Annotated in this window: 25 protein-coding genes and 5 tRNA genes; 20 read left to right on the forward strand and 10 right to left on the reverse strand. The window is 72.4% G+C overall.

The features are described 5' to 3' along the window. Positions 1 to 235 precede the first annotated feature (235 nt). The 4 genes from ABFY03_RS26530 to ABFY03_RS26545 form a co-directional block, all read right to left on the reverse strand. Positions 236 to 817 carry a GTP-binding protein gene (locus tag ABFY03_RS26530; protein ID WP_346170988.1) on the reverse strand — a complete coding sequence of 194 codons (582 nt, stop codon included), beginning with the start codon at positions 815 to 817 and terminating at the stop codon, positions 236 to 238. After that, positions 798 to 1,208: a DUF742 domain-containing protein gene (locus ABFY03_RS26535; RefSeq protein ID WP_030496941.1), complete on the reverse strand. Its 411-nt coding sequence runs from the start codon at positions 1,206 to 1,208 to the stop codon at positions 798 to 800. The genes ABFY03_RS26530 and ABFY03_RS26535 overlap by 20 nt, the downstream gene beginning before the upstream one ends. A 156-nt stretch (positions 1,209 to 1,364) precedes the next feature. Continuing rightward, on the reverse strand, positions 1,365 to 1,778 hold the full coding sequence (locus ABFY03_RS26540; protein WP_030496942.1) for a roadblock/LC7 domain-containing protein: 414 nt from the start codon (positions 1,776 to 1,778) through the stop codon (positions 1,365 to 1,367). Positions 1,779 to 1,787: 9 nt separating this feature from the next. Then, complete coding sequence (locus ABFY03_RS26545; protein WP_346170989.1) at positions 1,788 to 5,717, reverse strand: sensor histidine kinase; 3,930 nt, start codon at positions 5,715 to 5,717, stop codon at positions 1,788 to 1,790. A 572-nt stretch (positions 5,718 to 6,289) separates the two neighbouring features. On the opposite strand from ABFY03_RS26545, the gene ABFY03_RS26550 reads away from it, so the two are divergent. The 9 genes from ABFY03_RS26550 to ABFY03_RS26590 all read left to right on the forward strand — a co-directional run bounded on the left by ABFY03_RS26550 (position 6,290) and on the right by ABFY03_RS26590 (position 10,312). Further along, complete coding sequence (locus tag ABFY03_RS26550) at positions 6,290 to 6,487, forward strand: hypothetical protein (RefSeq protein ID WP_319012776.1); 198 nt, start codon at positions 6,290 to 6,292, stop codon at positions 6,485 to 6,487. A gap of 119 nt (positions 6,488 to 6,606) precedes the next feature. Beyond that, positions 6,607 to 7,392 carry a fumarylacetoacetate hydrolase family protein gene (locus tag ABFY03_RS26555; RefSeq protein ID WP_346170990.1) on the forward strand — a complete coding sequence of 262 codons (786 nt, stop codon included), beginning with the start codon at positions 6,607 to 6,609 and terminating at the stop codon, positions 7,390 to 7,392. Continuing rightward, positions 7,385 to 8,857, forward strand: a complete 1,473-nt coding sequence (gene gltX / locus ABFY03_RS26560) for a glutamate--tRNA ligase (RefSeq protein ID WP_346170991.1) — start codon at positions 7,385 to 7,387, stop codon at positions 8,855 to 8,857. Before ABFY03_RS26555 ends, gltX begins: the two co-directional genes overlap by 8 nt. Before the next feature lie 112 nt (positions 8,858 to 8,969). Then, positions 8,970 to 9,695: an HAD family hydrolase gene (locus ABFY03_RS26565; RefSeq protein WP_319007933.1), complete on the forward strand. Its 726-nt coding sequence runs from the start codon at positions 8,970 to 8,972 to the stop codon at positions 9,693 to 9,695. 92 nt (positions 9,696 to 9,787) lie between these two features. Continuing rightward, positions 9,788 to 9,859 (forward strand) — tRNA-Gln (locus ABFY03_RS26570). 42 nt (positions 9,860 to 9,901) lie between these two features. After that, positions 9,902 to 9,974, forward strand: a tRNA-Glu gene (locus ABFY03_RS26575). A 62-nt stretch (positions 9,975 to 10,036) separates the two neighbouring features. Continuing rightward, positions 10,037 to 10,109 (forward strand) — tRNA-Glu (locus ABFY03_RS26580). A gap of 22 nt (positions 10,110 to 10,131) precedes the next feature. Further along, positions 10,132 to 10,203 (forward strand) — tRNA-Gln (locus tag ABFY03_RS26585). A gap of 36 nt (positions 10,204 to 10,239) precedes the next feature. Continuing rightward, a tRNA-Glu gene (locus ABFY03_RS26590) sits at positions 10,240 to 10,312 on the forward strand. A 131-nt stretch (positions 10,313 to 10,443) separates the two neighbouring features. On the opposite strand, the gene ndgR is transcribed toward ABFY03_RS26590, so the two are convergent. Continuing rightward, positions 10,444 to 11,160 carry an IclR family transcriptional regulator NdgR gene (ndgR, locus tag ABFY03_RS26595; protein ID WP_005311436.1) on the reverse strand — a complete coding sequence of 239 codons (717 nt, stop codon included), beginning with the start codon at positions 11,158 to 11,160 and terminating at the stop codon, positions 10,444 to 10,446. A gap of 139 nt (positions 11,161 to 11,299) precedes the next feature. Between ndgR and leuC the strand changes: the two genes are divergently transcribed. From leuC to ABFY03_RS26615, 4 genes are all read left to right on the forward strand, one after another. Next, a complete protein-coding gene (gene leuC / locus ABFY03_RS26600) occupies positions 11,300 to 12,724 on the forward strand; it encodes a 3-isopropylmalate dehydratase large subunit (protein ID WP_319007932.1) in 1,425 nt (474 codons plus the stop codon). Between the two features lie 5 nt (positions 12,725 to 12,729). Beyond that, on the forward strand, positions 12,730 to 13,323 hold the full coding sequence (leuD, locus tag ABFY03_RS26605; RefSeq protein ID WP_319007931.1) for a 3-isopropylmalate dehydratase small subunit: 594 nt from the start codon (positions 12,730 to 12,732) through the stop codon (positions 13,321 to 13,323). Between the two features lie 104 nt (positions 13,324 to 13,427). Beyond that, positions 13,428 to 13,655, forward strand: coding sequence for an SCO5555 family protein (locus tag ABFY03_RS26610; RefSeq protein ID WP_031013922.1), 228 nt, complete (start codon positions 13,428 to 13,430; stop codon positions 13,653 to 13,655). Between the two features lie 143 nt (positions 13,656 to 13,798). Beyond that, positions 13,799 to 14,494 carry an HU family DNA-binding protein gene (locus ABFY03_RS26615; protein ID WP_319007930.1) on the forward strand — a complete coding sequence of 232 codons (696 nt, stop codon included), beginning with the start codon at positions 13,799 to 13,801 and terminating at the stop codon, positions 14,492 to 14,494. Between the two features lie 113 nt (positions 14,495 to 14,607). On the opposite strand, the gene ABFY03_RS26620 is transcribed toward ABFY03_RS26615, so the two are convergent. Together ABFY03_RS26620 and cofC are read right to left on the reverse strand one after the other, a co-directional pair. Beyond that, complete coding sequence (locus tag ABFY03_RS26620; protein ID WP_319007929.1) at positions 14,608 to 14,817, reverse strand: hypothetical protein; 210 nt, start codon at positions 14,815 to 14,817, stop codon at positions 14,608 to 14,610. A 10-nt stretch (positions 14,818 to 14,827) separates the two neighbouring features. Next, positions 14,828 to 15,475, reverse strand: coding sequence for a 2-phospho-L-lactate guanylyltransferase (gene cofC, locus ABFY03_RS26625; RefSeq protein ID WP_319007928.1), 648 nt, complete (start codon positions 15,473 to 15,475; stop codon positions 14,828 to 14,830). A 147-nt stretch (positions 15,476 to 15,622) separates the two neighbouring features. Between cofC and ABFY03_RS26630 the strand changes: the two genes are divergently transcribed. From ABFY03_RS26630 to ABFY03_RS26640, 3 genes are all read left to right on the forward strand, one after another. After that, on the forward strand, positions 15,623 to 16,375 hold the full coding sequence (locus tag ABFY03_RS26630) for a lysophospholipid acyltransferase family protein (protein WP_319007927.1): 753 nt from the start codon (positions 15,623 to 15,625) through the stop codon (positions 16,373 to 16,375). Beyond that, on the forward strand, positions 16,372 to 17,373 hold the full coding sequence (locus ABFY03_RS26635; protein ID WP_319007926.1) for an NAD(P)H-dependent glycerol-3-phosphate dehydrogenase: 1,002 nt from the start codon (positions 16,372 to 16,374) through the stop codon (positions 17,371 to 17,373). The genes ABFY03_RS26630 and ABFY03_RS26635 overlap by 4 nt, the downstream gene beginning before the upstream one ends. An 82-nt stretch (positions 17,374 to 17,455) precedes the next feature. Beyond that, positions 17,456 to 18,595: a D-alanine--D-alanine ligase family protein gene (locus tag ABFY03_RS26640; RefSeq protein WP_031013928.1), complete on the forward strand. Its 1,140-nt coding sequence runs from the start codon at positions 17,456 to 17,458 to the stop codon at positions 18,593 to 18,595. Between the two features lie 36 nt (positions 18,596 to 18,631). Here the strand turns inward: ABFY03_RS26640 and ABFY03_RS26645 are convergent, their stop codons facing one another. Next, on the reverse strand, positions 18,632 to 19,120 hold the full coding sequence (locus tag ABFY03_RS26645; RefSeq protein ID WP_319007925.1) for a DUF3515 domain-containing protein: 489 nt from the start codon (positions 19,118 to 19,120) through the stop codon (positions 18,632 to 18,634). A gap of 20 nt (positions 19,121 to 19,140) precedes the next feature. Continuing rightward, the gene (locus ABFY03_RS26650) at positions 19,141 to 19,374 is read right to left on the reverse strand and encodes an Lrp/AsnC family transcriptional regulator (protein WP_030496958.1); all 234 of its coding nucleotides are present in this window, start codon (positions 19,372 to 19,374) and stop codon (positions 19,141 to 19,143) included. 233 nt (positions 19,375 to 19,607) lie between these two features. Here ABFY03_RS26650 and ABFY03_RS26655 point away from each other — a divergent pair, with 233 nt between their 5' ends. Beyond that, positions 19,608 to 20,570 carry a thiamine-phosphate kinase gene (locus ABFY03_RS26655; protein WP_319007924.1) on the forward strand — a complete coding sequence of 321 codons (963 nt, stop codon included), beginning with the start codon at positions 19,608 to 19,610 and terminating at the stop codon, positions 20,568 to 20,570. Then, the gene (gene thiD, locus ABFY03_RS26660; protein ID WP_346170992.1) at positions 20,567 to 21,370 is read left to right on the forward strand and encodes a bifunctional hydroxymethylpyrimidine kinase/phosphomethylpyrimidine kinase; all 804 of its coding nucleotides are present in this window, start codon (positions 20,567 to 20,569) and stop codon (positions 21,368 to 21,370) included. The genes ABFY03_RS26655 and thiD overlap by 4 nt, the downstream gene beginning before the upstream one ends. Positions 21,371 to 21,517: 147 nt before the next feature. Here thiD and rpmB read toward each other — a convergent pair whose 3' ends face one another. After that, on the reverse strand, positions 21,518 to 21,703 hold the full coding sequence (gene rpmB / locus ABFY03_RS26665; protein ID WP_003957616.1) for a 50S ribosomal protein L28: 186 nt from the start codon (positions 21,701 to 21,703) through the stop codon (positions 21,518 to 21,520). A 232-nt stretch (positions 21,704 to 21,935) separates the two neighbouring features. Between rpmB and ABFY03_RS26670 the strand changes: the two genes are divergently transcribed. Further along, complete coding sequence (locus ABFY03_RS26670) at positions 21,936 to 23,621, forward strand: DAK2 domain-containing protein (protein ID WP_319007922.1); 1,686 nt, start codon at positions 21,936 to 21,938, stop codon at positions 23,619 to 23,621. A 62-nt stretch (positions 23,622 to 23,683) separates the two neighbouring features. Next, entirely contained in the window at positions 23,684 to 25,891 is a 2,208-nt protein-coding gene (gene recG / locus ABFY03_RS26675) for an ATP-dependent DNA helicase RecG (protein WP_319007921.1), read from the forward strand. Positions 25,892 to 25,914: the final 23 nt, after the last annotated feature.

Here is a 25,914-nt window from a genome sequence, read left to right on the forward strand (position 1 = left end):
GGACGGGCCCCCTTTCCGTGGCCCACGCCTCGCATAAAACGGGCATAAAGAGCGAGCCCCGCCAAATGGCGGGGCTCATGTGAGCGCAGCGGCACCGACCGGATGCGTCGGGTGTCCGAGGCGCCCCAATTCTCTGTCGAAATGTTATGAAGCCCGGGCCGGCCGTGTCGAAGGACACAGATCCACTCCGGACGGCCCGGTACGGGGGCATATGACAACTGCCCTGGGGGGCGGCCTACTTGAGTCGGGCCATGAGCGCGTGCTCGACGAGGGTGATCAGCGCGCTCTTGGCGTCCGCGCGGTGGCGGGCGTCGGTGGTGATGATCGGGGTGTCGGGCCCGATCTGCAGAGCCTCGCGGACCTCGTCCGGCGTGTACGGCTGGGCGCCGTCGAAGCCGTTCAGGGCGATGACGAACGGCAGACCGCTGTTCTCGAAGTAGTCGACGGCGGGGAAGCAGTCGGCGAGACGGCGGGTGTCGACGAGGACGACGGCGCCGATGGCGCCGCGGACCAGGTCGTCCCACATGAACCAGAAGCGGTCCTGGCCGGGGGTGCCGAACAGGTACAGGATCAGGTCCTGGTCCAGCGTGATGCGGCCGAAGTCCATCGCCACCGTGGTGGTGGTCTTGCCACCGGTGTGGGTCAGGTCGTCGATCCCGGCGGAGGCCGCGGTCATCACGGCCTCGGTACGCAGCGGGTTGATCTCCGAGACGGCGCCCACGAACGTGGTCTTGCCCACGCCGAAGCCACCGGCCACCACGATCTTCGCGCTGGTGGTCGATCTGGCCGCGCCGCCGTTAGAGCTTGCGAAGTCCACTGAGCACCCTTTCGAGCAGTGTCACGTCCGGCGTGCCGCCGGCTTCTCCGTTGCCCGGCTGGTGAATGGCCACCATGCCCGCCTCGGCCAGGTCGGCCACGAGGATCCGGGCGACGCCGAGCGGCATCGACAGCAGTGCGGACACCTCGGCCACCGACTTGACCTCACGGCACAGGTGGCAGATGCGCTGGTGCTCGGGGAGGAGCGTGGCGAGGTGCGCCGGGTCGGCCGTGGTGCTGACCAGCGCCTCGATGGCGAGCTGGTAGCGCGGCCGGGTCCGGCCGCCGGTCATCGCGTACGGACGGACCAGCGGCTGGTCGCCCTCATGACCGTACGGATCGTCCAGGGACGAGCCGCCGTACGGATCGTGAGTGGCGGGGGGCGGGGTCATGAATCCTCCGGGCGTGACAGCAAGGCATCTGCCGTCTGATGGGGCCGGTGGGGGGCCGGATGGGGCGGCCGGACGATTGAACGGTGCCGGGGGCGGTACGTGTGGGGGACGTACCGCCCCGTCGGGGGGACAGGTGCCGTGAGCGGGTGGGGACCGCTAGTGCAGCAGGCTGCCCTGGAGCTCCGCGCGGAGATCCGGGGTGAGGACGCTGCCGGCCCGGTCGACCAGCAGCGCCATCTCGTAGCCCACGAGGCCGATGTCGCACTCCGGGTGCGCGAGCACGGCCAGCGAGGAGCCGTCCGAGACCGACATGAGGAAGAGGAAGCCGCGCTCCATCTCCACCACGGTCTGCGCCACGGGACCGCCCTCGAAGATCCGGGAGGCGCCCGCGGTCAGCGAGGTGAGCCCGGACGCGACCGCCGCCAGCTGGTCGGCACGATCGCGGGGGAATCCTTCGGACATGGCCAGCAGCAGGCCGTCGGCGGAGACCACCACCGTGTGGGACACCCCGGGGGTGTTGTCCACGAAGTTGGTGATCAACCAGTTCAGGTTCTGCGCCGCCTGGCTCATCGCGCTCAACTATCGCTCCTGCTGATGGTTCGGGCCGAGGTGGAAGCTACCCGTGGTCGAGTTGCCCGCCTGCCGGCCCTGCTGGATGCCGCGGCGCAGGTTGGTGAGCCGGCCACGGACGTCGTCGGGTGCACGCGAGACCTGGGGGCCGGCCGTGTGGGCCTGCTCCTGGGCGGTCCCGGGTACGAGGTTGGCCTTCGGCACACGGCGCGGAAGACCGGAGGTGGTGACCCCGCCGGCGGACGGCTTGCGCGCCCGCTCGGCCTGGCGCACCAGATCGTCGTTGGGGGAGGGCCGCCAGCCGGCCGCGCCCTGCTGCCGGCCGCCGTCACCGGCGGCCGGACCGCCGGCCGGCCGCGGACCCGCCGGAGCGGGCTGCTGCACGACCGGGGTCTGCATGGTCTGCTCGACCTCGGGCATCCGCTGCTGCTGCGCCGGCTGGGCCGGAGCCTGCTGCTGACCCTGGTCCTGGTGGAACCAGTTGGTCTCCAGCGTGTCGTACAGCGGAGTGCGCCCGTCGCCCGAGGCCGGCGCCGGCGGCAGGGCCTCCGGACGGCGCGGCCGGCCGAGCTGCGGCTGCCGCGGCTCGGGGGCCTGCGGCGCCCGGTGCTGCGGGGCCTGCGGCTGCTGCGGGGCCTGGGGGAGGCCCGGCTGCTGCGGCGCGAACTCGTTGCCGGTGCGCTGGCGCGGGGCCGGCGGCTGCGGGGCCTGCGGCTGCTGCTGCGCCTGCGGTACGAAGGGCTGGCTGCCGTACTGCGGCCGCTCCTGGTACTGCGGGGCCTGCGGCTGCTGCGGGGCCTGCGGGGCACCGAAGTCGGGGCGCGGGAACTGGCCCGTGGAGCCGGGACCCTGGGGCGCCTGCGGCTGCTGCGGGGCACCGAAGTCCGGGCGCGCGAACTGCGAGGTGGACGCCGGGTCCTGGTACTGCGGGGCCTGCGGCGCCTGGGGGGCCTGCGGGGCACCGAAGTCGGGGCGGGCGAACTGGCCCGTCGAGCCCGGGCCCTGCGGAGCGCCGGGCGCGGCGAAGGAGCCGGTGGTCTCGGCGTCGTCGTGGCCGCGCGGGGCGTCCAGCGGCGTCATGTCCTGCTGCGGGCGGCGGACCGGCTGCTGGGCCGGGTCGCTGCCCCAGCTGGTGCCCTGCGGGCGCTGCGGCTGGGGGTTGCCGCCGGGCAGCTCGGCGCGCGGGAAGCCGTTCGTGGCACCCAGCGGGTCCTGCTGCTGCGGGGCCTGCGGCTGCTGCGGGGCCTGCGGGTTCTGGTTCTGCGGAGCCTGCGGGCTGCCGCCCCACACGTCGGTGCGGGACGGGATGGCGCTGGCCGCGCCGCCGATGAGACCGGCACCCGGGCCGGGCTGCGGCGTCTGCGGGAGCTGCGGCAGCCGGCCGGTCTGCTCCAGCTGGGCGTCGACCGGCTGGGGCTGCTGGGGCTGCTGCGGGGCCGGGGCCTGGGGGGCCTGCGGCGCGCCGTCGCGGGCGGGCAGCGCGGTGCGGGGTCCGCCCGCCGGGCCGACCTGCGGACGCACGGCACCGGGGCCGGCGCCGAGGCGGCCGGCCGGAGCCGAGGGACCGCCGAGGCCCGGACGTCCGGCACCCGGACCACCGGGCGCGCCGGGGCCGCCGGGGAGACGGCCGCCGGGGGCGTTGCCGCCCTGCGGCGACGCGCCCTGGGCGCCGGGACCGCTCTTCGGGGCCGGCTTGCGGCCGCCCTGGGCGACGTCGACCGGGAGCATGACGAGCGCGGTGGTGCCGCCCGAGTCGGACGGGCGCAGCTGGATGCGGATGCCGTGTCGCAGGGACAGGCGGCCGACCACGAAGAGGCCCATGCGGCGGGAGACGGAGACGTCCACGGTGGGCGGCGAGGCGAGCCGCTCGTTGATCGCCGCGAGGTCCTCGGGGGAGAGGCCGATGCCGGTGTCGTGGATCTCGACCAGCACGCGCCCGTCGGGCAGCGCGTGGCCGGTGACCCGGACCTTGGTCTGCGGGGAGGAGAACGAGGTGGCGTTCTCCAGCAGCTCGGCGAGGAGGTGCACGAGGTCGTTGACGACCCGGCCGGCGACGTCGGTCGCCGGGACCGCGGCCAGTTCGATGCGCTCGTACTGCTCCACCTCGGAGGCGGCGGCACGGAGCACGTCGACCAGCGGGACCGGGCGGGTCCAGCGGCGGCCCGGCTCCTCGCCGGCGAGGACGAGGAGGTTCTCGCCGTTCCGGCGCATACGGGTCGCGAGGTGGTCGAGCTTGAAGAGCGAGGAGAGCTGGTCCGGGTCGGCCTCGCGGGACTCCAGCTCGGAGATGAGCGAGAGCTGGCGCTGGATGAGGCCCTGCGAACGGCGCGAGAGGTTGGTGAACATCGCGTTGACGTTGCCCCGGAGGAGGGCCTGCTCGGCGGCGAGGCGGACGGCCTCGCGGTGCACGTCGTCGAAGGCCGCGGCCACCTGGCCGATCTCGTCCCGGGAGTGCACACCGACGGACTCGACGGAGGTGTCGACGTCCTGCGGGTCGGACTCGGAGAGCTGCTTGACCAGCTCGGGCAGGCGTTCCTGGGCGACCTTGGTGGCGGTGTCCTGGAGCCGGCGCAGCGAGCGGATCATGGACCGGGCCACGACGAAGGCGCCGATGAGCGAGACGCCGAGGACGAGGAGGATCAGCGCACCGTTGATGATGGCCTCGCGCTGCGACTCCTGCCGCAGCTCACGGGCCATCGTCTCCATCTCGCCGAGGAGCTGGTTCTCGATGCGGGCCATGGCCGCGATCTTGGTCTCGTACTCGTCGGTGAAGTTGAGGTAGCCGCGCGGGTCCTTCTTGATGGCCTCTTCGGACTTCAGCACCCGCTCGGCGTACTTCTCGGCGTCCACGATGGTGGGGTTGCCGGAGCGGAGCGAGTCGGTGAGGTCGGTGGCGTCGCCGCCGGTGCCCTCGTAGATCGCGGTGAAGGACTTGAAGGCGTTGTTCTCGCCGTTGAGCGCGGCCTCGCCGTAGAGGCGGTCACCGGACTGGAAGCTGCCCTGCTGCTTGTCGCTGGCCTTCAGGGCGCCCGCGATGATCGCCTGCTGGATGGAGGCGTACTCCTTGGCGGACGAGAACGCGGCGAGTGCGCGGGTCCGCTTGATCATCTCCGGGTTGCTGGTCGCCTGCGCCATGTCCTGGGAGAGGCTGAGCAGCGAGCGGATGAGACGGCTGTACGCCTCCACCGTCACGGAGTGCTGAACGCCCTTCTTGTAGGCGTTCGTCCGGATGTTGTGGAGGTCGATGACCTGGGAGGCGATGGTGCTGACGTTGGAGCGGATGCTCTGCAGCGCCTCGTCGTCCTCGCCGTTCGGGATGGCCCGGGTGGCGTCGAGGAAGGCGTCGTAGGAACGGTCCGTGCGGCGCCGGGGGTTGGCGACCTGGTAGTCGCTGGTCGGCCGCCCGTTGGCGAGCGGACCGGCGGAGAGGTCGCGCTCGGCCTGGAGGGCCTGGGCGAGCGCGGTCGCCTCACGGGTCAGCTTGGTGAGCAGCTGCATGTGGTCGAGCTGCTGCATGTCCTGGAGCGACTCGTTGATGCGGATGCCGCCGAGGCTGGTGGCCGCGACCACGGGGAGGGTCAGCAGGGCCACGAGGCGCGTGGAGATGCGCCAGTTGCGCAGGGCTATTCGGGGGCCGACCGCGTTCTCGGGGGTCGTGGGCGTGGCGCCCTTCTCCCCGCGCGCCGCGGCGTTCTGCTCACCGGGCGCCGCGGACGGGCCGGAGCGGCGTGCGGAGCCTTCGCCCGACTCGCCGTTCGGCCGCGCGGCCTTGCCCTGGTTCCTGCCCTGGCCGCCCGGACCGGGTGCCTGCTGGGTGGGGTGCGGGGTCGCGGGACCACGATCGGTCCCGGCACGCGGTTCCTGCTCCGACGGAGCCTCCGCGCGGCCCTTGCGGGCCTGGGCGGAGCCCGCGCCATCCCTCTTGAAACGTCCCTGCACTAGCGTCGCAACCTCTGGACCAGGCGTCCTTCCGGGTGGAACCGGAGCGGACGGTGTCGGCGTCGTCGGGACGCGTCGGTGCGCCCCAGGTGGTCGTCGGTGACCGGCGCAGATCCCCCTTCTCCGCCACTCGGCCGGCGCTGCGTTGCGCCCCCTGCGTGCCGGCGTCGAACCCGCGGCGGTGCGTGGAATTCCAGCACAGTGCCGGAACTCCAACAAGGGCTGCGGTCTGTACCGCAGGGGGGATGACCAACCGTACGCGGGGTGTCACGGCGTGTAGAAGATGATCACGGAGGATTCGGACTTTTCCGCTCCAATGACCCGGCACCCTCCTGTGTCCCAGTCGCGATGATCAGGAGCGGAATGCAGGGTTCAGTGACGGAATGTCCCTTTCCGTGACCTGACATGCCAGTCCGTAATGACCGGAATATCCGTCCAGTGGTGAGCAAACTCACACCGGAATGGATGTCTCAGCCATGCATTCGAAGGGAACGCGTTGATTTAGCCTGACGCTTTACACCATCCTTCGCGCCCGCACGGGCGCCCGCCCGGAACAAAGGTCTGCCAGCGCGATGACTGCACCCGCCCCCGCCACCACGGCCAACCCGCGCCGCTCCACCCTCGCCCACCTCGCGGACGCCGCCGCCCTCGGCCGCGGCGCCACCCCCGAGTACGCGACCGAGCTGCCCGGCACCACGGCCAACCCGCGCCGCACCGTGCTCATGCAGGCCCCCGCCCCCCACGTCCCGGCGTACCTCACCGAGTCCTGATCCCGGCATCCCGGCACCCGTCGGCCGCCACCGGCGATATCCGCCGGTCGGCCGCCCCGCGCCGCGTTAGCCTGGAGCGTCAGACTCCAGCCAGTACCAAGTGAGGGGCGACAGCACTCGTGCGCATCGCCAGATTCTCCATCGACGGCAATGTCGCCTTCGGCGCGGTCGAGGGCGAGGGGACCGTCGAGTCCGGCGGCCTCGTCCTCGACATCATCAAGGGCATCCCGTACACCGACTTCGAGCTCAGCGGCACCAAGGTCCCGCTGAGCAAGGTACGGCTCCTGCCGCCGGTGCTCCCCAACAAGGTCGTGGCCATCGGCCGCAACTACGCGGAGCACGCCAAGGAGCTCGGCAACGAGGTCCCGGAGGTCCCGGTCGCGTTCTTCAAGCCGACCACCTCCGTCATCGGCCCCGGTGACGCCGTCGAGTTCCCCTCCTTCTCCAGCGAGCTGCACCACGAGGCCGAACTGGCCGTGGTGATCGGCCGCATGTGCCGCGAGGTGCCCCGGGAGCGCGTCAAGGACGTGATCTTCGGCTACACCTGCGCCAACGACGTGACCGCCCGCGACGTGCAGAAGCGCGAGGCCCAGTGGGCCCGCGCCAAGGGCTTCGACACGAGCTGTCCGCTGGGCCCCTGGGTGGAGACCGACCTCGACCCGAGCGACCTCGCCATCCAGGCCACGGTCAACGGCGAACAACGCCAGCTCGGTCGGACGAGCGACATGATCCGCTCCATCGAGGACCTGGTCGTCCACATCACCGAGGCCATGACGCTGCTCCCCGGCGACGTCATCCTCACCGGCACCCCCGCCGGGGTCGGCCCCCTCACCGTCGGCGACGAGGTCGCCGTCACCATCGAAGGCATCGGCACTCTCACCAACAGGGTGATCAAGCGTGGCTAACGCGATCCGCGTCCGTTTCTGTCCGTCCCCGACCGGCAACCCCCATGTGGGCCTGGTCCGCACCGCCCTCTTCAACTGGGCCTTCGCCCGGCACAACCAGGGCACCATGGTCTTCCGCATCGAGGACACCGACGCGGCCCGCGACTCCGAGGAGTCCTACGAGCAGCTCCTCGACTCCCTGAAGTGGCTCGGCCTCGACTGGGACGAGGGCCCCGAGATCGGCGGCCCGCACGCCCCGTACCGCCAGTCGCAGCGGATGGACATCTACAAGGACGTCGCCGACAAGCTGCTCGCCGGCGGGTACGCGTACCGCTGCTACTGCACCACCACCGAGCTCGACGACCGCCGCGAGGCCGCCCGCGCCGCCGGCAAGCCCTCCGGCTACGACGGCCACTGCCGCGAGCTCTCCGCCGAGCAGATCGCGCAGTACGAGGCCGAGGGCCGCGAGCCGATCGTCCGCTTCCGGATGCCCGACGAGGCCATCACCTTCACCGACCTGGTCCGCGGCGAGCTCACCTTCACCCCGGAGAACGTGCCGGACTACGGCATCCTCCGGGCCAACGGCGCCCCGCTCTACACCCTGGTCAACCCGGTCGACGACGCCCTGATGGAGATCACCCACGTCCTGCGCGGCGAGGACCTGCTCTCCTCCACCCCCCGCCAGATCGCCCTCTACAAGGCGCTGATCGAGCTGGGCGTCGCCAAGGAGATCCCCGCCTTCGGCCACCTGCCGTACGTGATGGGCGAGGGCAACAAGAAGCTCTCCAAGCGCGACCCGCAGGCCTCCCTCAACCTCTACCGGGAGCGCGGCTTCCTCCCCGAGGGCCTGCTGAACTACCTGTCCCTCCTCGGCTGGTCCTTCTCGGCCGACCAGGACATCTTCACCATCCCCGAGATGGTGGCGAAGTTCGACATCGCCGACGTCAACGCCAACCCGGCCCGCTTCGACCTGAAGAAGGCCGAGTCCATCAACGCCGACCACATCCGCATGCTGGACGTGAAGGCGTTCACCGAGGCGTGCGAGCCCTGGCTCCAGGCCCCGCACGCTCCCTGGGCGCCCGAGGACTTCGACCGCACGGCCTGGGAGCGGATCGCCCCGCACGCCCAGACCCGTCTGACCGTCCTCTCCGAGATCACGGCCAACGTCGACTTCCTCTTCCTGGCCGAGCCCGTCTTCGACCAGCCCTCCTGGGACAAGGCGATGAAGGGCGAGCCCGCGGCCCTGCTCACCACCGCCCGCGAGAAGCTGGAGTCGGCCGACTGGACCGACCCCGAGTCGCTCAAGAACGCGGTCCTGGCCGCCGGCGAGGCCCACGGCCTCAAGCTCGGCAAGGCCCAGGCCCCGGTCCGCGTCGCCGTCACCGGCCGCACCGTCGGCCTGCCGCTCTTCGAGTCCCTGGAGATCCTGGGCAAGGAGAAGACCCTGGCCCGCGTCGACGCGGCCCTGGCGAAGCTCGCCGCGTAACCACGCGCCGCACCCCACGGGGGCGGCGCCCGGAGCACTCCTCCGGGCGCCGCCCCCGTCGTCGTACCGGAAACACCCCCGCGGCGGGCCCCACCGGCGTACCGTCGGTTCCATGACCATCCGGGCCGTCCTCTGGGACGTGGACGACACGATCTTCGACTACGCGGCAGCCGACCGCGCCGGGATGCGCGCCCACCTCGCCGCCGAGGGCCTGGACGGCCTGTACGGCACCGTCGAGGCCGCCCTGGGCCGCTGGAAGGAGCTCACCGAGCTGTACTGGCGGCTCTACGAGGACGGCACCGGCGGGACCTGGCAGGACCAGCGGCGCCACCGCGTCCGCGCCTTCCTGGACCGCCCCGCCCTGACCGACCCCGAGGCCGACGCCTGGTTCGGCCGGTACGTGGCCCACTACGAGGCCGCCTGGGAGCTGTTCCCCGACGCCCTGCCCGTCCTCGACCTGCTGGCCGCCGACTACCGGCAGGCCGTCCTGTCGAACTCCAGCATCCACGCCCAGGAGCCCAAGCTGCGCGCCCTCGGCGTCCGGGACCGCTTCGAGGCCGTCCTCTGCGCCGCCGAGCTGGGCAGCGCCAAACCGGCCGCCGAGGCCTTCCACGCGGCCTGCGCCGCCCTGGGCCTCGCTCCGCAGGAGGTGGCGTACGTGGGGGACCGCCCCGACATCGACGCGCTCGGCGCCCAGGAGGCGGGGCTCCACGGCATCTGGCTGGATCGCGCCGGCGCCGGCGAGCGGCCGGGCCTGCGGCGCATCACCGACCTGCACCAGCTCCCCGCGCTGCTCCGCGGGGATACCCGTTTTGGAGCACCGACCACCTTCGGGTAATGTTCTTCCTGCGCCGAGGGGAGCAAGCCGAAAGGCAAGAACCCGGAAAGCGCAAGCCGAGCAAGATCCCCCTCGCGGGGAAGTTGCCCCGGTGGCCTATGGTGTAATTGGCAGCACGACTGATTCTGGTTCAGTTAGTCTTGGTTCGAGTCCAGGTAGGCCAGCTCGCAGAGCTCATCTGCAAACCAGTGGATTGGCATCCACGAGCCCCCGTTGTGTAGCGGCCTAGCACGCCGCCCTCTCAAGGCGGTAGCGCCGGTTCGAATCCGGTCGGGGGTACAGATCCTTCCCGCGGGATCACTTGGGTAGCGCCCAGGTGGACCCGATGCAGGATCGCTAGGGCCCCCGTTGTGTAGCGGCCTAGCACGCCGCCCTCTCAAGGCGGTAGCGCCGGTTCGAATCCGGTCGGGGGTACGACGCTGGTCTAACCACGTATTGGTCTATGGTGTAATTGGCAGCACGACTGATTCTGGTTCAGTTAGTCTAGGTTCGAGTCCTGGTAGACCAGCTCGGGTCAGCGGCGGAAACGCCCGCATGATCCAAAGCCCCCGTTGTGTAGCGGCCTAGCACGCCGCCCTCTCAAGGCGGTAGCGCCGGTTCGAATCCGGTCGGGGGTACGCGACAGAGAAGCCCTTCCCTTCGGGGGAGGGCTTCTTCGCTGTTCCCGGCGCGGCGCACACAACTCCGGCCCACCGCTGCGGCGTTGGAGCGGTGGGCCGGGGAACGTACAGATGAACAGAGGAGAGGATCAGCCGTTGCGGCGGAGGGCCTCGGAGAGGCGGGCGGCGGCGTCGATGACCGCCTGGGCGTGCATGCGGCCCGGGTGGCGCGTCAGGCGCTCGATCGGACCCGAGACCGACACGGCGGCCACCACGCGGTTCGACGGGCCCCTGACGGGCGCGGAGACGGACGCGACGCCCGGCTCCCGCTCACCGATCGACTGGGCCCAGCCGCGGCGCCGTACGCCCGACAGGGCCGTCGCCGTGAAGCGGGCGCCCTGGAGGCCGCGGTGCAGCCGCTCGGGCTCCTCCCAGGCCATCAGGATCTGCGCCGACGAGCCGGCCTTCATCGTGAGCGTCGAGCCCACCGGGACCGTGTCCCGCAGACCGGACAGTCGCTCGGCCGCCGCCACGCAGATCCGCATGTCGCCCTGGCGCCGGTAGAGCTGCGCGCTCTCCCCGGTGACGTCGCGCAGGTGCGTCAGCACCGGCCCGGCCGTCGCCAGGAGGCGGTCCTCACCCGCCGCGGCGGCCAGCTCGGCCAGCCGCGGGCCCAGGATGAAACGGCCCTGCATGTCGCGGGCCACCATCCGGTGGTGTTCCAATGCCACGGCCAGTCGGTGGGCCGTGGGTCGTGCGAGTCCCGTCGCCGCGACCAGTCCTGCGAGGGTGGCCGGACCGGACTCCAGGGCGCTCAGGACAAGGGCTGCCTTGTCGAGAACGCCTACGCCGCTAGAGTTGTCCATGCAACGATATTCGCGTCTCACTCTGTGAAACGCAAGTTCAATTTCCCGAGGAACTTGTCACTCTGGTGAGGCGGCCGCACAACGGACCGCGCAACGGTCTCTAGTGGTGCCGGCGCAGCCGCCGGCCGGAGGGAAAGCGATGGGTAGGACACTCGCGGAGAAGGTCTGGGACGACCACGTCGTCCGGCGCGCCGAGGGCGAGCCCGATCTCCTCTTCATCGATCTTCACCTGCTGCACGAGGTGACCAGCCCCCAGGCGTTCGACGGCCTCCGGCAGAACGGCCGGCAGGTGCGGCGCCTCGACCTCACCCTGGCCACCGAGGACCACAACACCCCCACCCTCGACATCGACAAGCCGATCGCCGACCCGGTCTCCCGCGCGCAGCTGGAGACCCTGCGCAAGAACTGCGCCGAGTTCGGGGTACGGCTCCACCCGCTCGGCGACGTCGAGCAGGGCGTCGTCCACGTGGTGGGACCGCAGCTGGGCCTGACCCAGCCCGGCATGACCGTGGTCTGCGGCGACTCCCACACCTCCACCCACGGCGCCTTCGGCGGCCTGGCGTTCGGCATCGGCACCAGCCAGGTCGAGCACGTCCTGGCCACCCAGACGCTGCCCATGGCCCGCCCGAAGACCATGGCCATCACCGTCAACGGCGAGCTGCCCGCCGACGTCACCGCCAAGGACCTGATCCTCGCCGTCATCGCGAAGATCGGCACCGGCGGCGGCCAGGGCTACGTCCTGGAGTACCGGGGCACCGCCATCGAGAAACTCTCGATGGAGGGCCGCATGACCATCTGCAACATGTCCATCGAGGCCGGCGCCCGGGCGGGCATGATCGCCCCCGACGAGACCACCTTCGCCTACCTCAAGGGCCGTCCGCACGCCCCCGAGGGCGAGGACTGGGACGCCGCCGTCGCCTACTGGAAGACCCTGAGGACCGACGAGGACGCCGTCTTCGACGCCGAGGTCGTCATCGAGGCCGCCGAGCTGGCCCCGTTCGTCACCTGGGGCACCAACCCCGGCCAGGGCGCCCCGCTTTCGGCGAACGTCCCCGACCCGGCTTCGTACGAAGACCCCTCGGAGCGCCTGGCCGCCGAAAAGGCCCTGGAGTACATGGGGTTGACCGCCGGCCAGCCGCTGCGCGACATCAAGGTCGACACCGTCTTCGTAGGCTCCTGCACCAACGGCCGCATCGAGGACCTGCGCAACGCCGCCGCCCTGCTGGACGGCCGCAAGGTCGCCGACGGCGTCCGCATGCTGGTCGTCCCCGGCTCCGTCCGGGTCGCCCTCCAGGCCGTCGAGGAGGGCCTGGACAAGGTCTTCAAGGAGGCCGGCGCCGAATGGCGGCACGCGGGCTGCTCCATGTGCCTGGGCATGAACCCCGACCAGCTGGCCCCCGGTGAGCGCTCCGCGTCCACCTCCAACCGCAACTTCGAGGGCCGGCAGGGCAAGGGCGGCCGCACCCACCTGGTCTCCCCCCAGGTCGCCGCCGCCACCGCCGTACTGGGCCACCTGGCCTCCCCGGCCGACCTGTCCGACGCCGTCACCACCGCGGGGGTCTGAGAACCATGGAAGCTTTCACCACGCACACCGGCCGGGCCGTCCCGCTGCGCCGCAGCAACGTCGACACCGACCAGATCATCCCGGCGCACTGGCTGAAGAAGGTCACCCGCGACGGCTTCGAGGACGGCCTCTTCGAGGCCTGGCGCAAGGACTCCGAGTTCGTCCTCAACCGCCCCGAGCGGCAGGGCGCCACGGTCCTGGTGGCCGGCCCCGACTTCGGCACCGGCTCCTCCCGCGAGCACGCCGTCTGGGCGCTCCAGAACTACGGCTTCAAGGCCGTCATCTCGTCCCGCTTCGCCGACATCTTCCGCGGCAACTCGCTGAAGAACGGTCTGCTCACCGTCGTCCTGCCGCAGGAGACGGTGGACGCCCTCTGGCAGCTCACCGAGGCCGACCCCACCGTCGAGATCACCGTCGACCTGGAGGCCCGCAAGGTCCTGGCGGACGGGATCGACGCCGACTTCGAGCTCGACGAGAACGCCCGCTGGCGACTGCTGAACGGCCTCGACGACATCAGCCTCACCCTTCAGAACGAAGCCGACATCGCGGCCTACGAGGCGGCCAGGCCGTCCTTCAAGCCCCGTACAATTACGGCCTGAGCAGCGCTTTTCCAAGACTGCGCCCCCCACCCTCGGGTGGGGGGCGCAGTCGCTTGTTGAGACCCTGTCGGGCGACAACTCGCCCTAGATGGCACAATCGGTGCATGGAACGCGACAGCCAACTCGAGCTCTACGAGGCAGTCGCCGCCCGATTGAAAGAAGCGCACACCCGAGTGCGCGCACTGCAAGTCCCGGAGGGCGTAAGGATGGCGCTGTCCCGGAAGCTGCTGGTCGTCACGGCCGCGGCGAAGCACGATCTCGCGGACGCGGCAACGCGTCTGGACCGGTTGATGAAGGACCTCGACGAGGGCCGATTCCCTGAAGACGACTGACACCAGGAACTCCGCAACGGCACTTCCGCGTTGCGGCACTAGGGTGATTAGACCGTTTCGTGTTTGATTTGCGGTATATACATGCCTAACGTGCGAAAAAGCTTGAACAGTTTCGTTCCGGCAAAGTCTCCGAAGGGGAAGACGTGAACAAGGCGCAGCTCGTAGAAGCGATTGCCGACAAGTTGGGCGGTCGCCAGCAGGCCGCCGAAGCCGTCGACCACGTGCTCGACGCCATCGTGCGCGCCGTGGTGTCCGGCGACCGGGTCTCGGTCACCGGATTCGGCTCGTTCGAGAAGGTCGACCGCCCGGCCCGCTACGCCCGCAACCCGCAGACGGGTGAGCGCGTCCGGGTCAAGAAGACGTCGGTTCCGCGTTTCCGCGCCGGCCAGGGCTTCAAGGACCTGGTCAGCGGCTCGAAGAAGCTCCCCAAGGGCGGCGAGGTCTCCGTCAAGAAGGCCCCCAAGGGCAGCCTGACCGGTGGCGCCTCCGCCACGGTGAAGAAGGCCGCCGCCAAGAAGGCCACCACGGCCAAGAAGGCGGCCGCCAAGAAGGCCACGCCGGCCAAGAAGACCACGGCCGCCGCCGCCAAGAAGGCGACGCCGGCGAAGAAGACCACCACGGCGGCCGCGAAGAAGACCACGACCGCGGCGGCCAAGAAGACGACGACGGCCGCCAAGAAGACCACCGCCGCCGCCAAGAAGGCCACCCCGGCCAAGAAGACCACGGCCGCCGCCAAGAAGACGGCCCCGGCCAAGAAGGTCACGGCGAAGAAGGCCCCCGCCAAGAAGACCACGGCGCGCAAGACCGCCACGGCCAAGAAGACCGCCGCCAAGAAGTAGGACGGTCCTCGCACGTCCGCCGGGCCGGGCTCCCCGCACGGGAGCCCGGCCCGCGGCGCGTTCCGGAGCCGTGCGGAGGGGGAGGGCGGGGAGGAAGCCCGCGGGGGAGCGGCTCAGAAGGTCTGCAGCGTCACCAGGGTGATCCGCAGGCCCGCGCCCGAGGTGCCCGGCTCCGCCTCGATCCGGACCCGCTGGCCCGGTCGCAGCAGCCGCAGCCCGCCCGCGTCGAAGGCATCCGTCCCGAACTCCACCGGGGTGCCGTCGTCGAGCAGCACACTGCCGCTGCGGGTCTCGGGGTCGTACGTGTACGCGGTCGCCTGCATGGACCGCAGCCTATCCGGCCGCCGCGGGCCGCCGGGCCGCCGTCCGCGGGCCGAGCCCCAGCGAGTCCGCCGCCGCCAGGTCCTCGCCGGTGTCCACGTCCCGGCGCACGGATTCCACCCCGGCCAGCCGGATTTCCACCGCGCCGGACGACAAATGCCGCAGCCGCGACGGACCTCCGAATGCCGGTTCCAATTCCACCCCCGGGGCCGCCGAGAGGAATGTCGTACCTATTTCGGCGGCATCCGCGAGAAATGCCCTGGGGAATTGCCGGGCCGCCGCCAGCACCCGCGCCAGCTCCGCCGGGCGCAGCGCCGGCAGATCCGCGTTCAGCGCCGCCACGCGCGCGTGCGGGCGCCGCGCCCGCACCGCCCGGGCCCCGTGCGCCAGCGCCGCGTTGAGCCCCGCCGCCGGCACGTCCGGCTCTATCCGGGCCCCCAGCGCCGCCAGCGCCAGGCCCGCCGCGGGATCGTCCGTGACCACCACCACGTCCCGCACCTCCGGGCAGTCCAGCGCCGCCGCCACCGTGTCCTCGGCGAAGGCCAGGGCCAGCCGGGGCCGCAGCCGCTCCCCGGCGGCCGGGGCGAGCCTGCTCTTCGCCAGGGCCAGGGGCTTCAGGGGTACGACCAGGGACCAGCCGTCGTCCGCATCCGTGTTCATCGCCGCCCATTCTGTCCCGCCCCGGCGGTACGGCCCGGTGCCCGGGGCGTACGGTGTCACTCGACACGGCAGGAGCATGGGGCGACACTTGACCCCCTGCCGGCAAGACCAGCAAGACCCAGCAAGACCCGGAGAAAGGTGCTTCGCGTGCCCCGCCGCAGAATCGGCTTCTGGTACCGCCTCGCGGCGGTCATCGCCAAACCGCCCCTCCTGGTGCTGTTCAAGAGGGACTGGCGCGGCACGGAGCACATCCCGGCCGAGGGCGGCTTCATCACCGCGGTGAACCACAACTCGTACCTGGACCCGCTGTCCTACGCGCACTACCAGTACAACACCGGGCGCGTGCCCCGCTTCCTGGCCAAGGCCGGCCTCTTCAAGGGCGGATTCGTCGGCACCATGCTGCGCAACACCGGCCAGATCCCCGTCTACCGCGAGACCGCGAACGCCCTGGACGCCTTCCGGGCCGCCGTGGACGCCATCGAGCGGGGCGAGTGCGTCGCCTTCTACCCCGAGGGCACCCTGACCCGCGACCCCGACATGTGGCCCATGCCCGGCAAGACCGGCGCCGCCCGCGTCGCGCTGCTCACCAAGGCGCCCGTCATCCCGGTGGCCCAGTGGGGCGCGAACCTCGCGATGCCGCCGTACGCCAAGAAGGACAAGTTCAGCTTCTTCCCGCGCAAGACGCTGATCGTGCAGGCCGGCCCGCCCGTCGACCTCTCCCGCTTCGACGGCCTGGAGCCCACCCCCGAGGTGCTGCGCGAGGCCACCGAGGTCATCATGGCCGCCATCACCGCCCTCCTGGAGGAGGTCCGCGGCGAGCAGGCCCCCGCCGAGCCGTACGACCCGCGCCGCGCCCGCCTGGAGCAGCGCCGCAAGGCCGCCGAGGGAGGCACCAAGTGACCAAGGCCGCCGTCTTCGGCAACGGTTCCTGGGGCACCGCCTTCGCCATGGTGATGGCCGACGCGGGCTGCGAGGTGAGCCTCTGGGGCCGCCGCGCCGCGCTCGCCGAGGCCGTCAACACCACCCGTACCAACCCGGACTACCTGCCCGGCGTCGAACTCCCCAAGGGCATCACCGCCACCGCCGACGCGGCCGAGGCCGCCGAGGGGGCCGACTTCGCCGTCCTCGCCGTCCCCTCCCAGACCCTGCGCGACAACCTCGCCGCCTGGGCGCCGAAGCTCGGCCCCGACACCGTCTTCGTCTCCCTGATGAAGGGCATCGAACTCGGCACCGCCAAGCGGATGAGCGAGGTCATCACCGAGGTCGCCGGCGTCCCCGCCGCGCGCGTCGCCGTCCTCACCGGCCCCAACCTGGCCCGCGAGATCGCCGCCCGGCAGCCCGCCGCGGCCGTCGCCGCGTGCGTCGACGAGTCGGTCGCCCAACGGCTCCAGGCCGCCTGCATGACCCCGTACTTCCGCCCGTACACCAACACCGACGTGGTCGGCTGCGAGCTCGGCGGCGCGGTGAAGAACGTCATCGGCCTCGCCGTCGGCATCGCCAACGGCATGGGCCTCGGCGACAACTCCAAGGCCACGCTCATCACCCGCGGCCTCGCCGAGACCACCCGCCTCGGCCTCGCCATGGGCGCCGACCCGCTCACCTTCTCCGGCCTCGCGGGCCTCGGCGACCTCGTCGCCACCTGCTCCTCGCCGCTCTCCCGGAACAACACCTTCGGCACCAACCTGGGCCGCGGGATGACCCTCCAGGAGGCCGTCGAGGCCACCAAGCAGACCGCGGAGGGCGTCAAGTCCTGCGAGTCGGTGCTCGATCTGGCCCGCCGGCACGGCGTCGACATGCCCATCACGGAGACCGTCGTCTCGATCGTCCACGACGGCAAGCCGCCGACGGTCGCGCTCAAGGAGCTGATGTCGCGCAGCGCCAAGCCCGAGAGGCGCTGACCGGGCGCCGCTGAGCCGTCCGCGCGAGCCCGCGAGCGGGGCGCTCAGGAGTTCGGAGACCGCAAGGTACGCTCATCGCGATATGAGCGAGAACACCCAGAGCCCCCGCAAGCCCCGCGTGGCCGTCGTCTTCGGCGGACGCAGCTCCGAGCACGCCATCTCCGTCGTCACCGCCGGCGCCGTCCTCAAGGCGATCGACCGGACCAAGTACGACGTGCTGCCCATCGGCATCACCCGGGAGGGGCGCTGGGCCCTGACCGCCGACGCCCCCGAGCGGATGGCGATCGCCGAGCGCTCCCTGCCGGACGTCGCCCAGCTCGCCGAGTCGGAGACCGGCGGCGTGGTCCTCCCGGTCGACCCGGCCAGCCGCGAGGTCGTCCTGCACGAGCCCGGTTCGCTGCCGCAGGCCCTCGGCGAGGTCGACGTCGTCTTCCCGATGCTCCACGGCCCCTACGGCGAGGACGGCACGCTCCAGGGCCTCCTGGAGCTCTCCGGCATCCCGTACGTCGGCGCGGGCGTCCTCGCCTCCGCCGTCGGCCAGGACAAGGAGTACATGAAGCGGGTCTTCGTCTCGTACGGCCTGCCGGTCGGCCCGTACGAGGTCATCCGGCCGCGCGAGTGGGACCGCAACCCGGCCGAGGCCCGCAAGAAGATCGTCGAGTTCGCCGCCGACCACGGCTGGCCGCTCTTCGTGAAGCCCGCCCGCGGCGGCTCCTCCGTCGGCATCACCAAGGTCGACGACCTCTCCGGCCTGGACGAGGCCGTCGAGGAGGCCCGCCGCTACGACCCGAAGATCATCGTGGAGGCGCTGGTGCGCGGCCGCGAGATCGAGTGCGGCGTCCTGGAGTTCGAGGACGGCCCGCGGGCCAGCGTGCCCGCCGAGATCCCGCCGGTCACCGACCACGACTTCTACGACTTCGAGGCCAAGTACATCGACTCGGCCTCCGGTCTGGTGCCCGCCCCGATCGGGGACGAGGCCACCGCCGAGGTCCAGCGGCTCGCCGTCGCCGCCTACGAGGCGGTCTCCTGCGAGGGCCTGGTCCGCGCCGACTTCTTCCTCACCGAGGACGGCGACTTCGTCATCAACGAGATCAACACCATGCCCGGCTTCACCCCGATCTCCATGTACCCGCGCATGTGGCAGGAGAGCGGCGTGAGCTACCCCGAGCTGGTCGACCGGCTGATCCAGGCCGCCCTGACCCGCTCCACGGGCCTGCGCTAGCGCGGACGGGCCCGGCCGGGGGGGACCGGGCCCCGCCTAACGGCACGAGGGCTCCAGGGCACAGGGCACCGCCCGCTGCACCGGGGCGGCGAGGTCCACCAGGGGTCCGATGTCGTGCGCGTACCGCTCGCCCAGGGTCACCTCGACATAGGTCTCCCGGTACACCGAGGTGAACCGGGGGCCGCCGCCCTCCGGCTGCTCCAGCATCCAGCGGACGCCCTCGGCGGAGACTCCCTCCGCCTGCGGATCGCTCATCTTTTCGGGCCGGGGCACCCCGCAGCGCAGTACGATCGCTCCGTCGCCCCACCCCGCGGTCAGCTCGGAGTCGGGGGCCGGATCGCTCCGCTCCTGGCCCGCCACGGCGTCCGGGAGTTCCCGGTCCAGCGCGCGGCAGAGCGCCGCCTCCGCCGCGGGCGGTGTCGGTACCGGCACCGACGCCCGGGCGTCGGTGGAGCAGCCGGTGACGGCCAGCAGCAGGACGGCGGCCGATGCGGGCAGGCCGAGAGGCCGGTGGGAAGACGTCACCGGCCAAGGGTAGACGGGGGCTACAGATGGACGACCGGGCAGGTCAGGGTGCGCGTGATGCCGTCCACTTGCTGGACCTTCGCGACCACCATGCGGCCGAGCTCGTCGACCGTGTCGGCCTGGGCCCGCACGATCACGTCGTACGGTCCGGTGACGTCCTCTGCCTGGATCACCCCCGGGATCTTGGCGATGGTGTCGGCGACGGTCGACGCCTTGCCCACCTCGGTCTGAATCAGAATGTACGCCTGTACCACGGAACCTCCAGGGCGGCCACGAGGATCTTGTGGGAGAAAGAGACGCCACGGTACCGCGTCGCCGGAAGCCACGGGGAGACCCGCGCCTTCCGGGGCATCCGGGGTGTGGCGTACACAGGACGGAAGTTGACGGTCAACTTGACGGTACCCAGCACGGTGACGGCCCGCGACCCGCGGCGCGAGCGGACGCTCCGCCGACCGCCGGCCGGCACGACGACACGAGGTGAGACGCGGTGAAGGGCACAGTCGGAGAACTGGGCGAGTTCGGGCTCATCAGGGAGCTCACGTCCCGGCTCACCTCCACCCCGGCGGTACGGATCGGGCCCGGCGACGACGCCGCCGTGGTCTCGGCCCCGGACCGGCGCGTGGTGGCCAGCACGGACATCCTGCTCGAAGGACGGCACTTCCGCCGCGACTGGTCGACGGCGTACGACGTCGGCCGCAAGGCCGCCGCGCAGAACCTCGCCGACATCGCCGCCATGGGCGCGGTCCCCACCGCGCTCCTCCTCGGCCTCGTCGTCCCCGCCGAACTCCCCGTCACCTGGCCCACGGAACTGATGGACGGGCTGCGCGACGAATGTCAGGTCGCGGGCGCCGCGGTGGTCGGCGGCGACGTCGTCCGCGGCGACACGATCATGGTCTCCATCACCGCGCTCGGCGACCTCCGCAACCACGACCCGGTCACCCGGGGCGGCGCCGAGCCCGGCGACGTCGTCGCCTACACCGGCTGGCTCGGCTGGTCCGCCGCCGGGTACGCGGTCCTCTCCCGCGGCTTCCGCTCCCCGCGCGCCTTCGTCGAGGCCCACCGCCGGCCCGAACCGCCGTACCACGCGGGCCCCGCGGCCGCCGGGCTCGGCGCCACCGCCATGTGCGACGTCAGCGACGGCCTCATCGCCGACCTCGGCCACATCGCCGAGGCCAGCAACGTCCGCATCGACCTGCGCTCCGGCCTCATCGACATCCCCAGCCAGATGCACGACATCGGCCAGGCCGTCGGCGTCGACCCGCGCCAGTGGGTCCTCACCGGAGGCGAGGACCACGCGATCGTCGCCACCTTCCCGCCGGACGTGAAGCTGCCCGCCCGCTGGAAGGTCATCGGCGAGGTCGTCGCCCCCTCCGCGCTGCCCCAGGTGACCGTCGACGGCGCCCCCTGGCACAGCGCCGGCGGCTGGGACCACTTCGGGGAGACCGAGTGAGTCCCGCCCCGCCGCTCGTCCTGACCGTCGCCGGATCCGACTCCGGCGGCGGCGCCGGGATCCAGGCCGACCTCAAGACGATGCTCACGCTCGGCGTGCACGGCATGAGCGTGCTCACGGCCGTCACCGCCCAGAACTCGCGGGGCGTGCGGGGCGCCTGGGAACTGCCCGAGGAGGCGGTGCGGGCCCAGTACCGGGCCGTCGTCGACGACATCGGCGTCCACGCGGTCAAGACCGGCATGCTGGCCTCCGCCGCGCTCGTGGAGACGGTCGCGGAACTCCTCGCGGGGACGGACGCGCCCGTGGTCGTCGACCCGGTCGGCGTCTCCAAGCACGGGGACCCGCTGCTCGCCGCCTCCGCCCTGGACTCCGTCCGCGCGAAGCTGCTGCCCGCCGCGACCGTCGCCACGCCCAACCTGGACGAGGTGACACAGCTCACCGGGATCGAGGTCGAGGACGAGGACGGGATGCGCCGGGCCGCCGACGCGATCCTCGGGTACGGGCCGCGCTGGGCGCTGATCAAGGGCGGCCATCTGCCCGGCGGCGCCGCGGAGGCCGTGGACCTGCTCACCGACGGCACCGAGGAGCACTGGCTGCGCGCGCCCCGGTACGACAACCGGCACACCCACGGCACCGGCTGCACCCTCGCGTCGGCGGTCGCGTCCGGACTCGCCAAGGGGCTCCCCGTCCCGGAGGCCGTCCACGAGGCCAAGGCGTACGTCACCGGGGCGATCGCCGCCGGCTTCGCCCTGGGGGAGGGCATCGGCCCCGTCGACCACGGGTGGGCGCTGCGCCGCTGAGCGCGGCGGCCCCCTGACCGGGGCGGGGCGGAAGGGTTCCGGGCGGGGCAGAAGGGTTTCAGGGCAAGGCAAAAGGCCGGTTCACCGAGGTGAACCGGCCTTTCAAGGCAACCGCAGGGGCTGCGCTACGACACGGAAACGTCGCGATTAGCGCGAGACCTTGCCGGCCTTGATGCACGAGGTGCAGACGTTGAGCCGCTTCGGCGTCCGACCGACCACGGCACGCACACGCTGGATGTTCGGGTTCCAGCGACGAGACGTACGGCGGTGCGAGTGCGAAATGTTGTTGCCGAAGCCCGGCCCCTTGCCGCAGACGTCGCAGTTGGCAGCCACGGGTCACTCCAAAGACTTCAGATTTACAGTGAGATCCGGCGCACCGGAATCAGGAGTCTGAAGTGGCTTGCCGGGGATGGCCCGGCGAGTGCCAGGCAACCGAAGAAGCATACAACGACTGCTCCGGTGGAACGAAACTACCACGGTCCGGGCCGACCCCGTCCCGGCCCCCCGGTCCGGAGCACCCCCGGTCTACCCTGCGGTGAGCTTCACCGCCGAAGGAGGACCCCCGTTGTCGCGAGCCCCGCAGCCCTTCGACCCCACCGTCCGGAGTGACGAGCGTCTCGTCCTCGACGCCGGGACGGTACGGGCCTGGAGCGCGCGGACGGCCGAGGCGCTCGGACGGGAGCGGGCCGCCATCGACGCCATCAACGTCTACCCGGTCGCCGACGGGGACACCGGCACCAACCTCTACCTGACCGCCGACGCCGCCCACCGGGCCGTCGAGGCCGTCTTCACCGCCCCCGGCGCCGCCGGCGACTCCGCGCCCGACACCCGCGACGCCGTACGGGCCATGGCCCACGGCGCGCTGCTCGGCGCCCGCGGCAACTCCGGCACCATCCTGTCCCAGCTGCTCCGCGGCATGGCCGGCGTGCTGGCCGAGGGCGCCGACGGCGACCACCTGGCCCGCGCCCTCTCCACCGCCGCCGCCTCCGCCCGCGCGGCCGTCGCCCACCCCGAGGAGGGCACCATCCTCACCGTCGCCTCCGCCGCGGCGGCGTGCTGCGCGGGCGGCGGCACCCTCGCGGACGTGGCCAGGAGGGCCTACGAGGGGGCCAGGACCGCCCTGGAGGCCACCCCCGGGCAACTGGCCGTCCTCGGCCGCGCGGGGGTCGTGGACGCGGGCGGACAGGGCCTGGTGGCCGTCCTCGGCGCACTGGTGGAGACGGTGACCGGCTCGGCCCCGGCAGCGCTCCCGCCGTCCCCCGGCGTACGGGCGCTGCCCGACGGACCGGGCGAGCCCTGCGGGCCCGCCGACGAGGGGCCCGCGTACGAGGTCCTGTACCTCCTGGAGGCCGAGGACGCCGCCGTCGAACTCCTCCGGGCCCGGCTCGACGCCCTCGGCGACTCCCTCGTCGTCGTCGGCGGCGACGGGCTCTGGAACGTCCACGTCCACGTGGACGACGCCGGCGCCGCGGTCGAGGCCGGGATCGAGGCCGGCCGGCCGCACCGGATCCGTATCACCCACTTCGCGAGCACCGCGCCCGCCGCGGGCGTCCCGGCCGATTCCGCCGCCCACGCGCGCGAGGAACGGGCCGCCCGGGCCGTCGTCGCCGTCCTCCCCGGCGAAGGGCTCGCCGGACTCTGCGCCGAGGCCGGCGCCACCACCGTCCAGGCCCGGCCCGGCGAACCGCCCGCGGACGACGAACTCCTCGCCGCCGTCCGCCGCGCCCACGCGCGCGAGGTCGTCCTCCTGCCCAACGACACCGACCTGCGGGCCGCCGCCGCGACCGCCGCCGAACGCGCCCGCGCCGAAGGCATCCGGGTCGCCCTCATCCCCACCCGGGCCGCCGTCCAGGGCATCGCCGCCCTCGCCGTCCACGAACCCGAGCGCAGCTTCGACGAGGACGTCGTCGCCATGACCGCCGCCGCCGGCGCCACCCGCTACGCCGAACTCGCCGTCGCCGAACGCCAGTCCTTCACCTCCGCCGGCGTCTGCCAGGCCGGGGACGTCCTCGGCCTCATCGAGGGCGACGTCGCCGTCATCGGCCAGGACCTCACCGACACCGCCCGCACCGTCCTCGACCGGATGCTCCAGGCCGGCGGCGAACTCGTCACCCTCGTCGTCGCCGACGGCACCCCGCCCGGCCTCGCCGGCATCCTCGAAGCCCACGTCCGCCGCGGCTACCTGGCCGTCGACACCGTCACCTACCACGCGGGCGCCGGCGCCCCGCCGCTCCTCATCGGGGTCGAGTAGCCGGACCCGGCCCGGCGGGTTGTCCACAGGCATCGCCCCGACTGTCGGCGTCGTGGTGTGCAATGGAGGACGTGCCCGCGCTCGACGAACCCCTCAAGAAGTCCCTCGGCCCCGCCACCGCCAAGGTCATGGCCGAGGCCCTCGACCTGCACACGGTCGGCGACCTCCTCCACCACTACCCCCGGCGGTACGCCGAGCGGGGCGAGCTGACCACCCTCTCCGACCTGCCGCTCGACGAGCACGTGACGGTGGTCGCCCAGGTCTCCGACGCCCGGGTGCACACCTTCAACGGCGCCAAGGGCCGCAGCCAGCGGCTCGAAGTGACCATCACCGACGGCTACGGCCGGCTCCAGCTGGTCTTCTTCGGCAAGGGCGTCCACAAGCCCCACCACGACCTCGTGCCCGGCACCCGCGCGATGTTCTCCGGCAAGGTCTCCCTCTTCAACCGCCGCCTCCAGCTCGCCCACCCGGCCTACGAGCTGCTGCGCGGCGACGGCGACGCGGCGGTGGACGCCTGGGCCGGCGCGCTCATCCCGATCTACCCGGCGACCACCAAGCTGGAGTCCTGGAAGATCGCCAAGGCCGTCGACGCGGTCCTGCCGAGCGCCGCGGACGCCGTCGACCCGCTCCCCGCCGCCCTGCGCGAGGGCCGCGGCCTCGCCGAACTCCCCGACGCGCTCCGCCTGATCCACCGCCCCCGCACCCAGGCCGACATCGCCGCCGCCCGCGAACGGCTCAAGTGGGACGAGGCGTTCGTCCTCCAGGTCGCCCTCGCCCGCCGCCGGCACGCCGACACCCAGCTCCCCGCCGTCCCCCGCCGCCCCGCCCCCGACGGCCTCCTCACCGCCTTCGACGCCAAGCTGCCCTTCACGCTCACCGACGGCCAGCTCAAGGTCTCCAAGGAGATCTTCGACGACCTCGCCACCGACCACCCCATGCACCGCCTGCTCCAGGGCGAGGTCGGCTCGGGCAAGACCATGGTCGCCCTGCGGGCCATGCTCGCCGTCGTCGACGCCGGGGGACAGGCCGCCATGCTCGCCCCCACCGAGGTCCTCGCCCAGCAGCACCACCGGTCCGTCACCGAGATGATGGGCGAGCTCGCCGAGGGCGGCATGCTCGGCGGCGCCGACCAGGCCACCAAGGTCGTGCTCCTCACCGGCTCCATGGGGGCCGCCGCCCGCCGCCAGGCCCTCCTCGACCTGGTCACCGGCGAGGCCGGCGTCGTCATCGGCACGCACGCGCTCATCGAGGACAAGGTCAGGTTCCACGACCTGGGCCTGGTCGTCGTCGACGAGCAGCACCGCTTCGGCGTCGAGCAGCGCGACGCGCTCCGCGGCAAGGGCAAGCAGCCGCCGCACCTGCTGGTGATGACCGCGACCCCCATCCCCAGGACCGTCGCCATGACCGTCTTCGGCGACCTGGAGACCTCCGTCCTCGACCAGCTCCCCGCCGGACGCTCCCCGATCGCCAGCCACGTCGTCCCGGCCGCCGACAAGCCGCACTTCCTCGCCCGCGCCTGGGAGCGCGTCCGGGAGGAGGTCGAGAACGGCCACCAGGCGTACGTGGTCTGCCCCCGCATCGGCGACGACGTCGACGAGGCGGCCGAGAAGAAGGCCGCCAAGCGCAAGCCCTCCGCCGAGGACGAGGCCGAGAAGCGCCCCCCGCTCGCCGTCCTCGACGTCGCCGAGAAGCTCGCCGCCGGCCCCCTCGCCGGGCTCCGGATCGCCGTCCTGCACGGGCGCATGCACCCCGACGACAAGGACGACGTCATGCGCCGGTTCGCCGCCGGCGAGCTCGACGTCCTCGTCGCCACCACCGTCATCGAGGTCGGCGTCAACGTGCCCAACGCCACCGCCATGGTGATCATGGACGCCGACCGCTTCGGCGTCTCCCAGCTCCACCAGCTCCGCGGCCGCGTCGGCCGCGGCTCCGCCCCCGGCCTCTGCCTCCTCGTCACCGAGATGCCCGAGGCGAGCCCCGCCCGGCAGCGCCTCGGCGCCGTCGCCTCCACCCTCGACGGCTTCGAGCTCTCCCGCATCGACCTCGAACAGCGCCGCGAGGGCGACGTCCTCGGCCAGGCCCAGTCCGGCGTCCGCTCGTCCCTGCGGGTCCTCGCCGTCATCGACGACGAGGAGGTCATCGCCGCCGCCCGCGAGGAGGCCACCGCCCTCGTCCTCGCCGACCCGGACCTGGCCGCCCACCCGGGCCTGCGCACCGCCCTGGACGCCCTGCTCAGCGAGGAGCGGGAGGAGTACCTGGAGAAGGGCTGACCGCGCTCCCGGCGCGTACCGCC

The organism is Streptomyces roseofulvus (genome assembly GCF_039534915.1).
Classification (GTDB): domain Bacteria; phylum Actinomycetota; class Actinomycetes; order Streptomycetales; family Streptomycetaceae; genus Streptomyces; species Streptomyces roseofulvus.

Bases quoted from the DNA above. Each gene is read 5' to 3' on its own strand.
- ABFY03_RS26535 (WP_030496941.1), bottom strand. From the start codon at position 1,208: ATGACCCCGCCCCCCGCCACTCACGATCCGTACGGCGGCTCGTCCCTG.
- ABFY03_RS26540 (WP_030496942.1), bottom strand. From the start codon at position 1,778: ATGAGCCAGGCGGCGCAGAACCTGAACTGGTTGATCACCAACTTCGTG.
- ABFY03_RS26550 (WP_319012776.1), top strand. From the start codon at position 6,290: ATGACTGCACCCGCCCCCGCCACCACGGCCAACCCGCGCCGCTCCACC.
- ABFY03_RS26565 (WP_319007933.1), top strand. From the start codon at position 8,970: ATGACCATCCGGGCCGTCCTCTGGGACGTGGACGACACGATCTTCGAC.
- ndgR (WP_005311436.1), bottom strand. From the start codon at position 11,160: ATGGACAACTCTAGCGGCGTAGGCGTTCTCGACAAGGCAGCCCTTGTC.
- leuC (WP_319007932.1), top strand. From the start codon at position 11,300: ATGGGTAGGACACTCGCGGAGAAGGTCTGGGACGACCACGTCGTCCGG.
- leuD (WP_319007931.1), top strand. From the start codon at position 12,730: ATGGAAGCTTTCACCACGCACACCGGCCGGGCCGTCCCGCTGCGCCGC.
- ABFY03_RS26610 (WP_031013922.1), top strand. From the start codon at position 13,428: ATGGAACGCGACAGCCAACTCGAGCTCTACGAGGCAGTCGCCGCCCGA.
- ABFY03_RS26620 (WP_319007929.1), bottom strand. From the start codon at position 14,817: ATGCAGGCGACCGCGTACACGTACGACCCCGAGACCCGCAGCGGCAGT.
- cofC (WP_319007928.1), bottom strand. From the start codon at position 15,475: ATGAACACGGATGCGGACGACGGCTGGTCCCTGGTCGTACCCCTGAAG.
- ABFY03_RS26640 (WP_031013928.1), top strand. From the start codon at position 17,456: ATGAGCGAGAACACCCAGAGCCCCCGCAAGCCCCGCGTGGCCGTCGTC.
- recG (WP_319007921.1), top strand. From the start codon at position 23,684: ATGGAGGACGTGCCCGCGCTCGACGAACCCCTCAAGAAGTCCCTCGGC.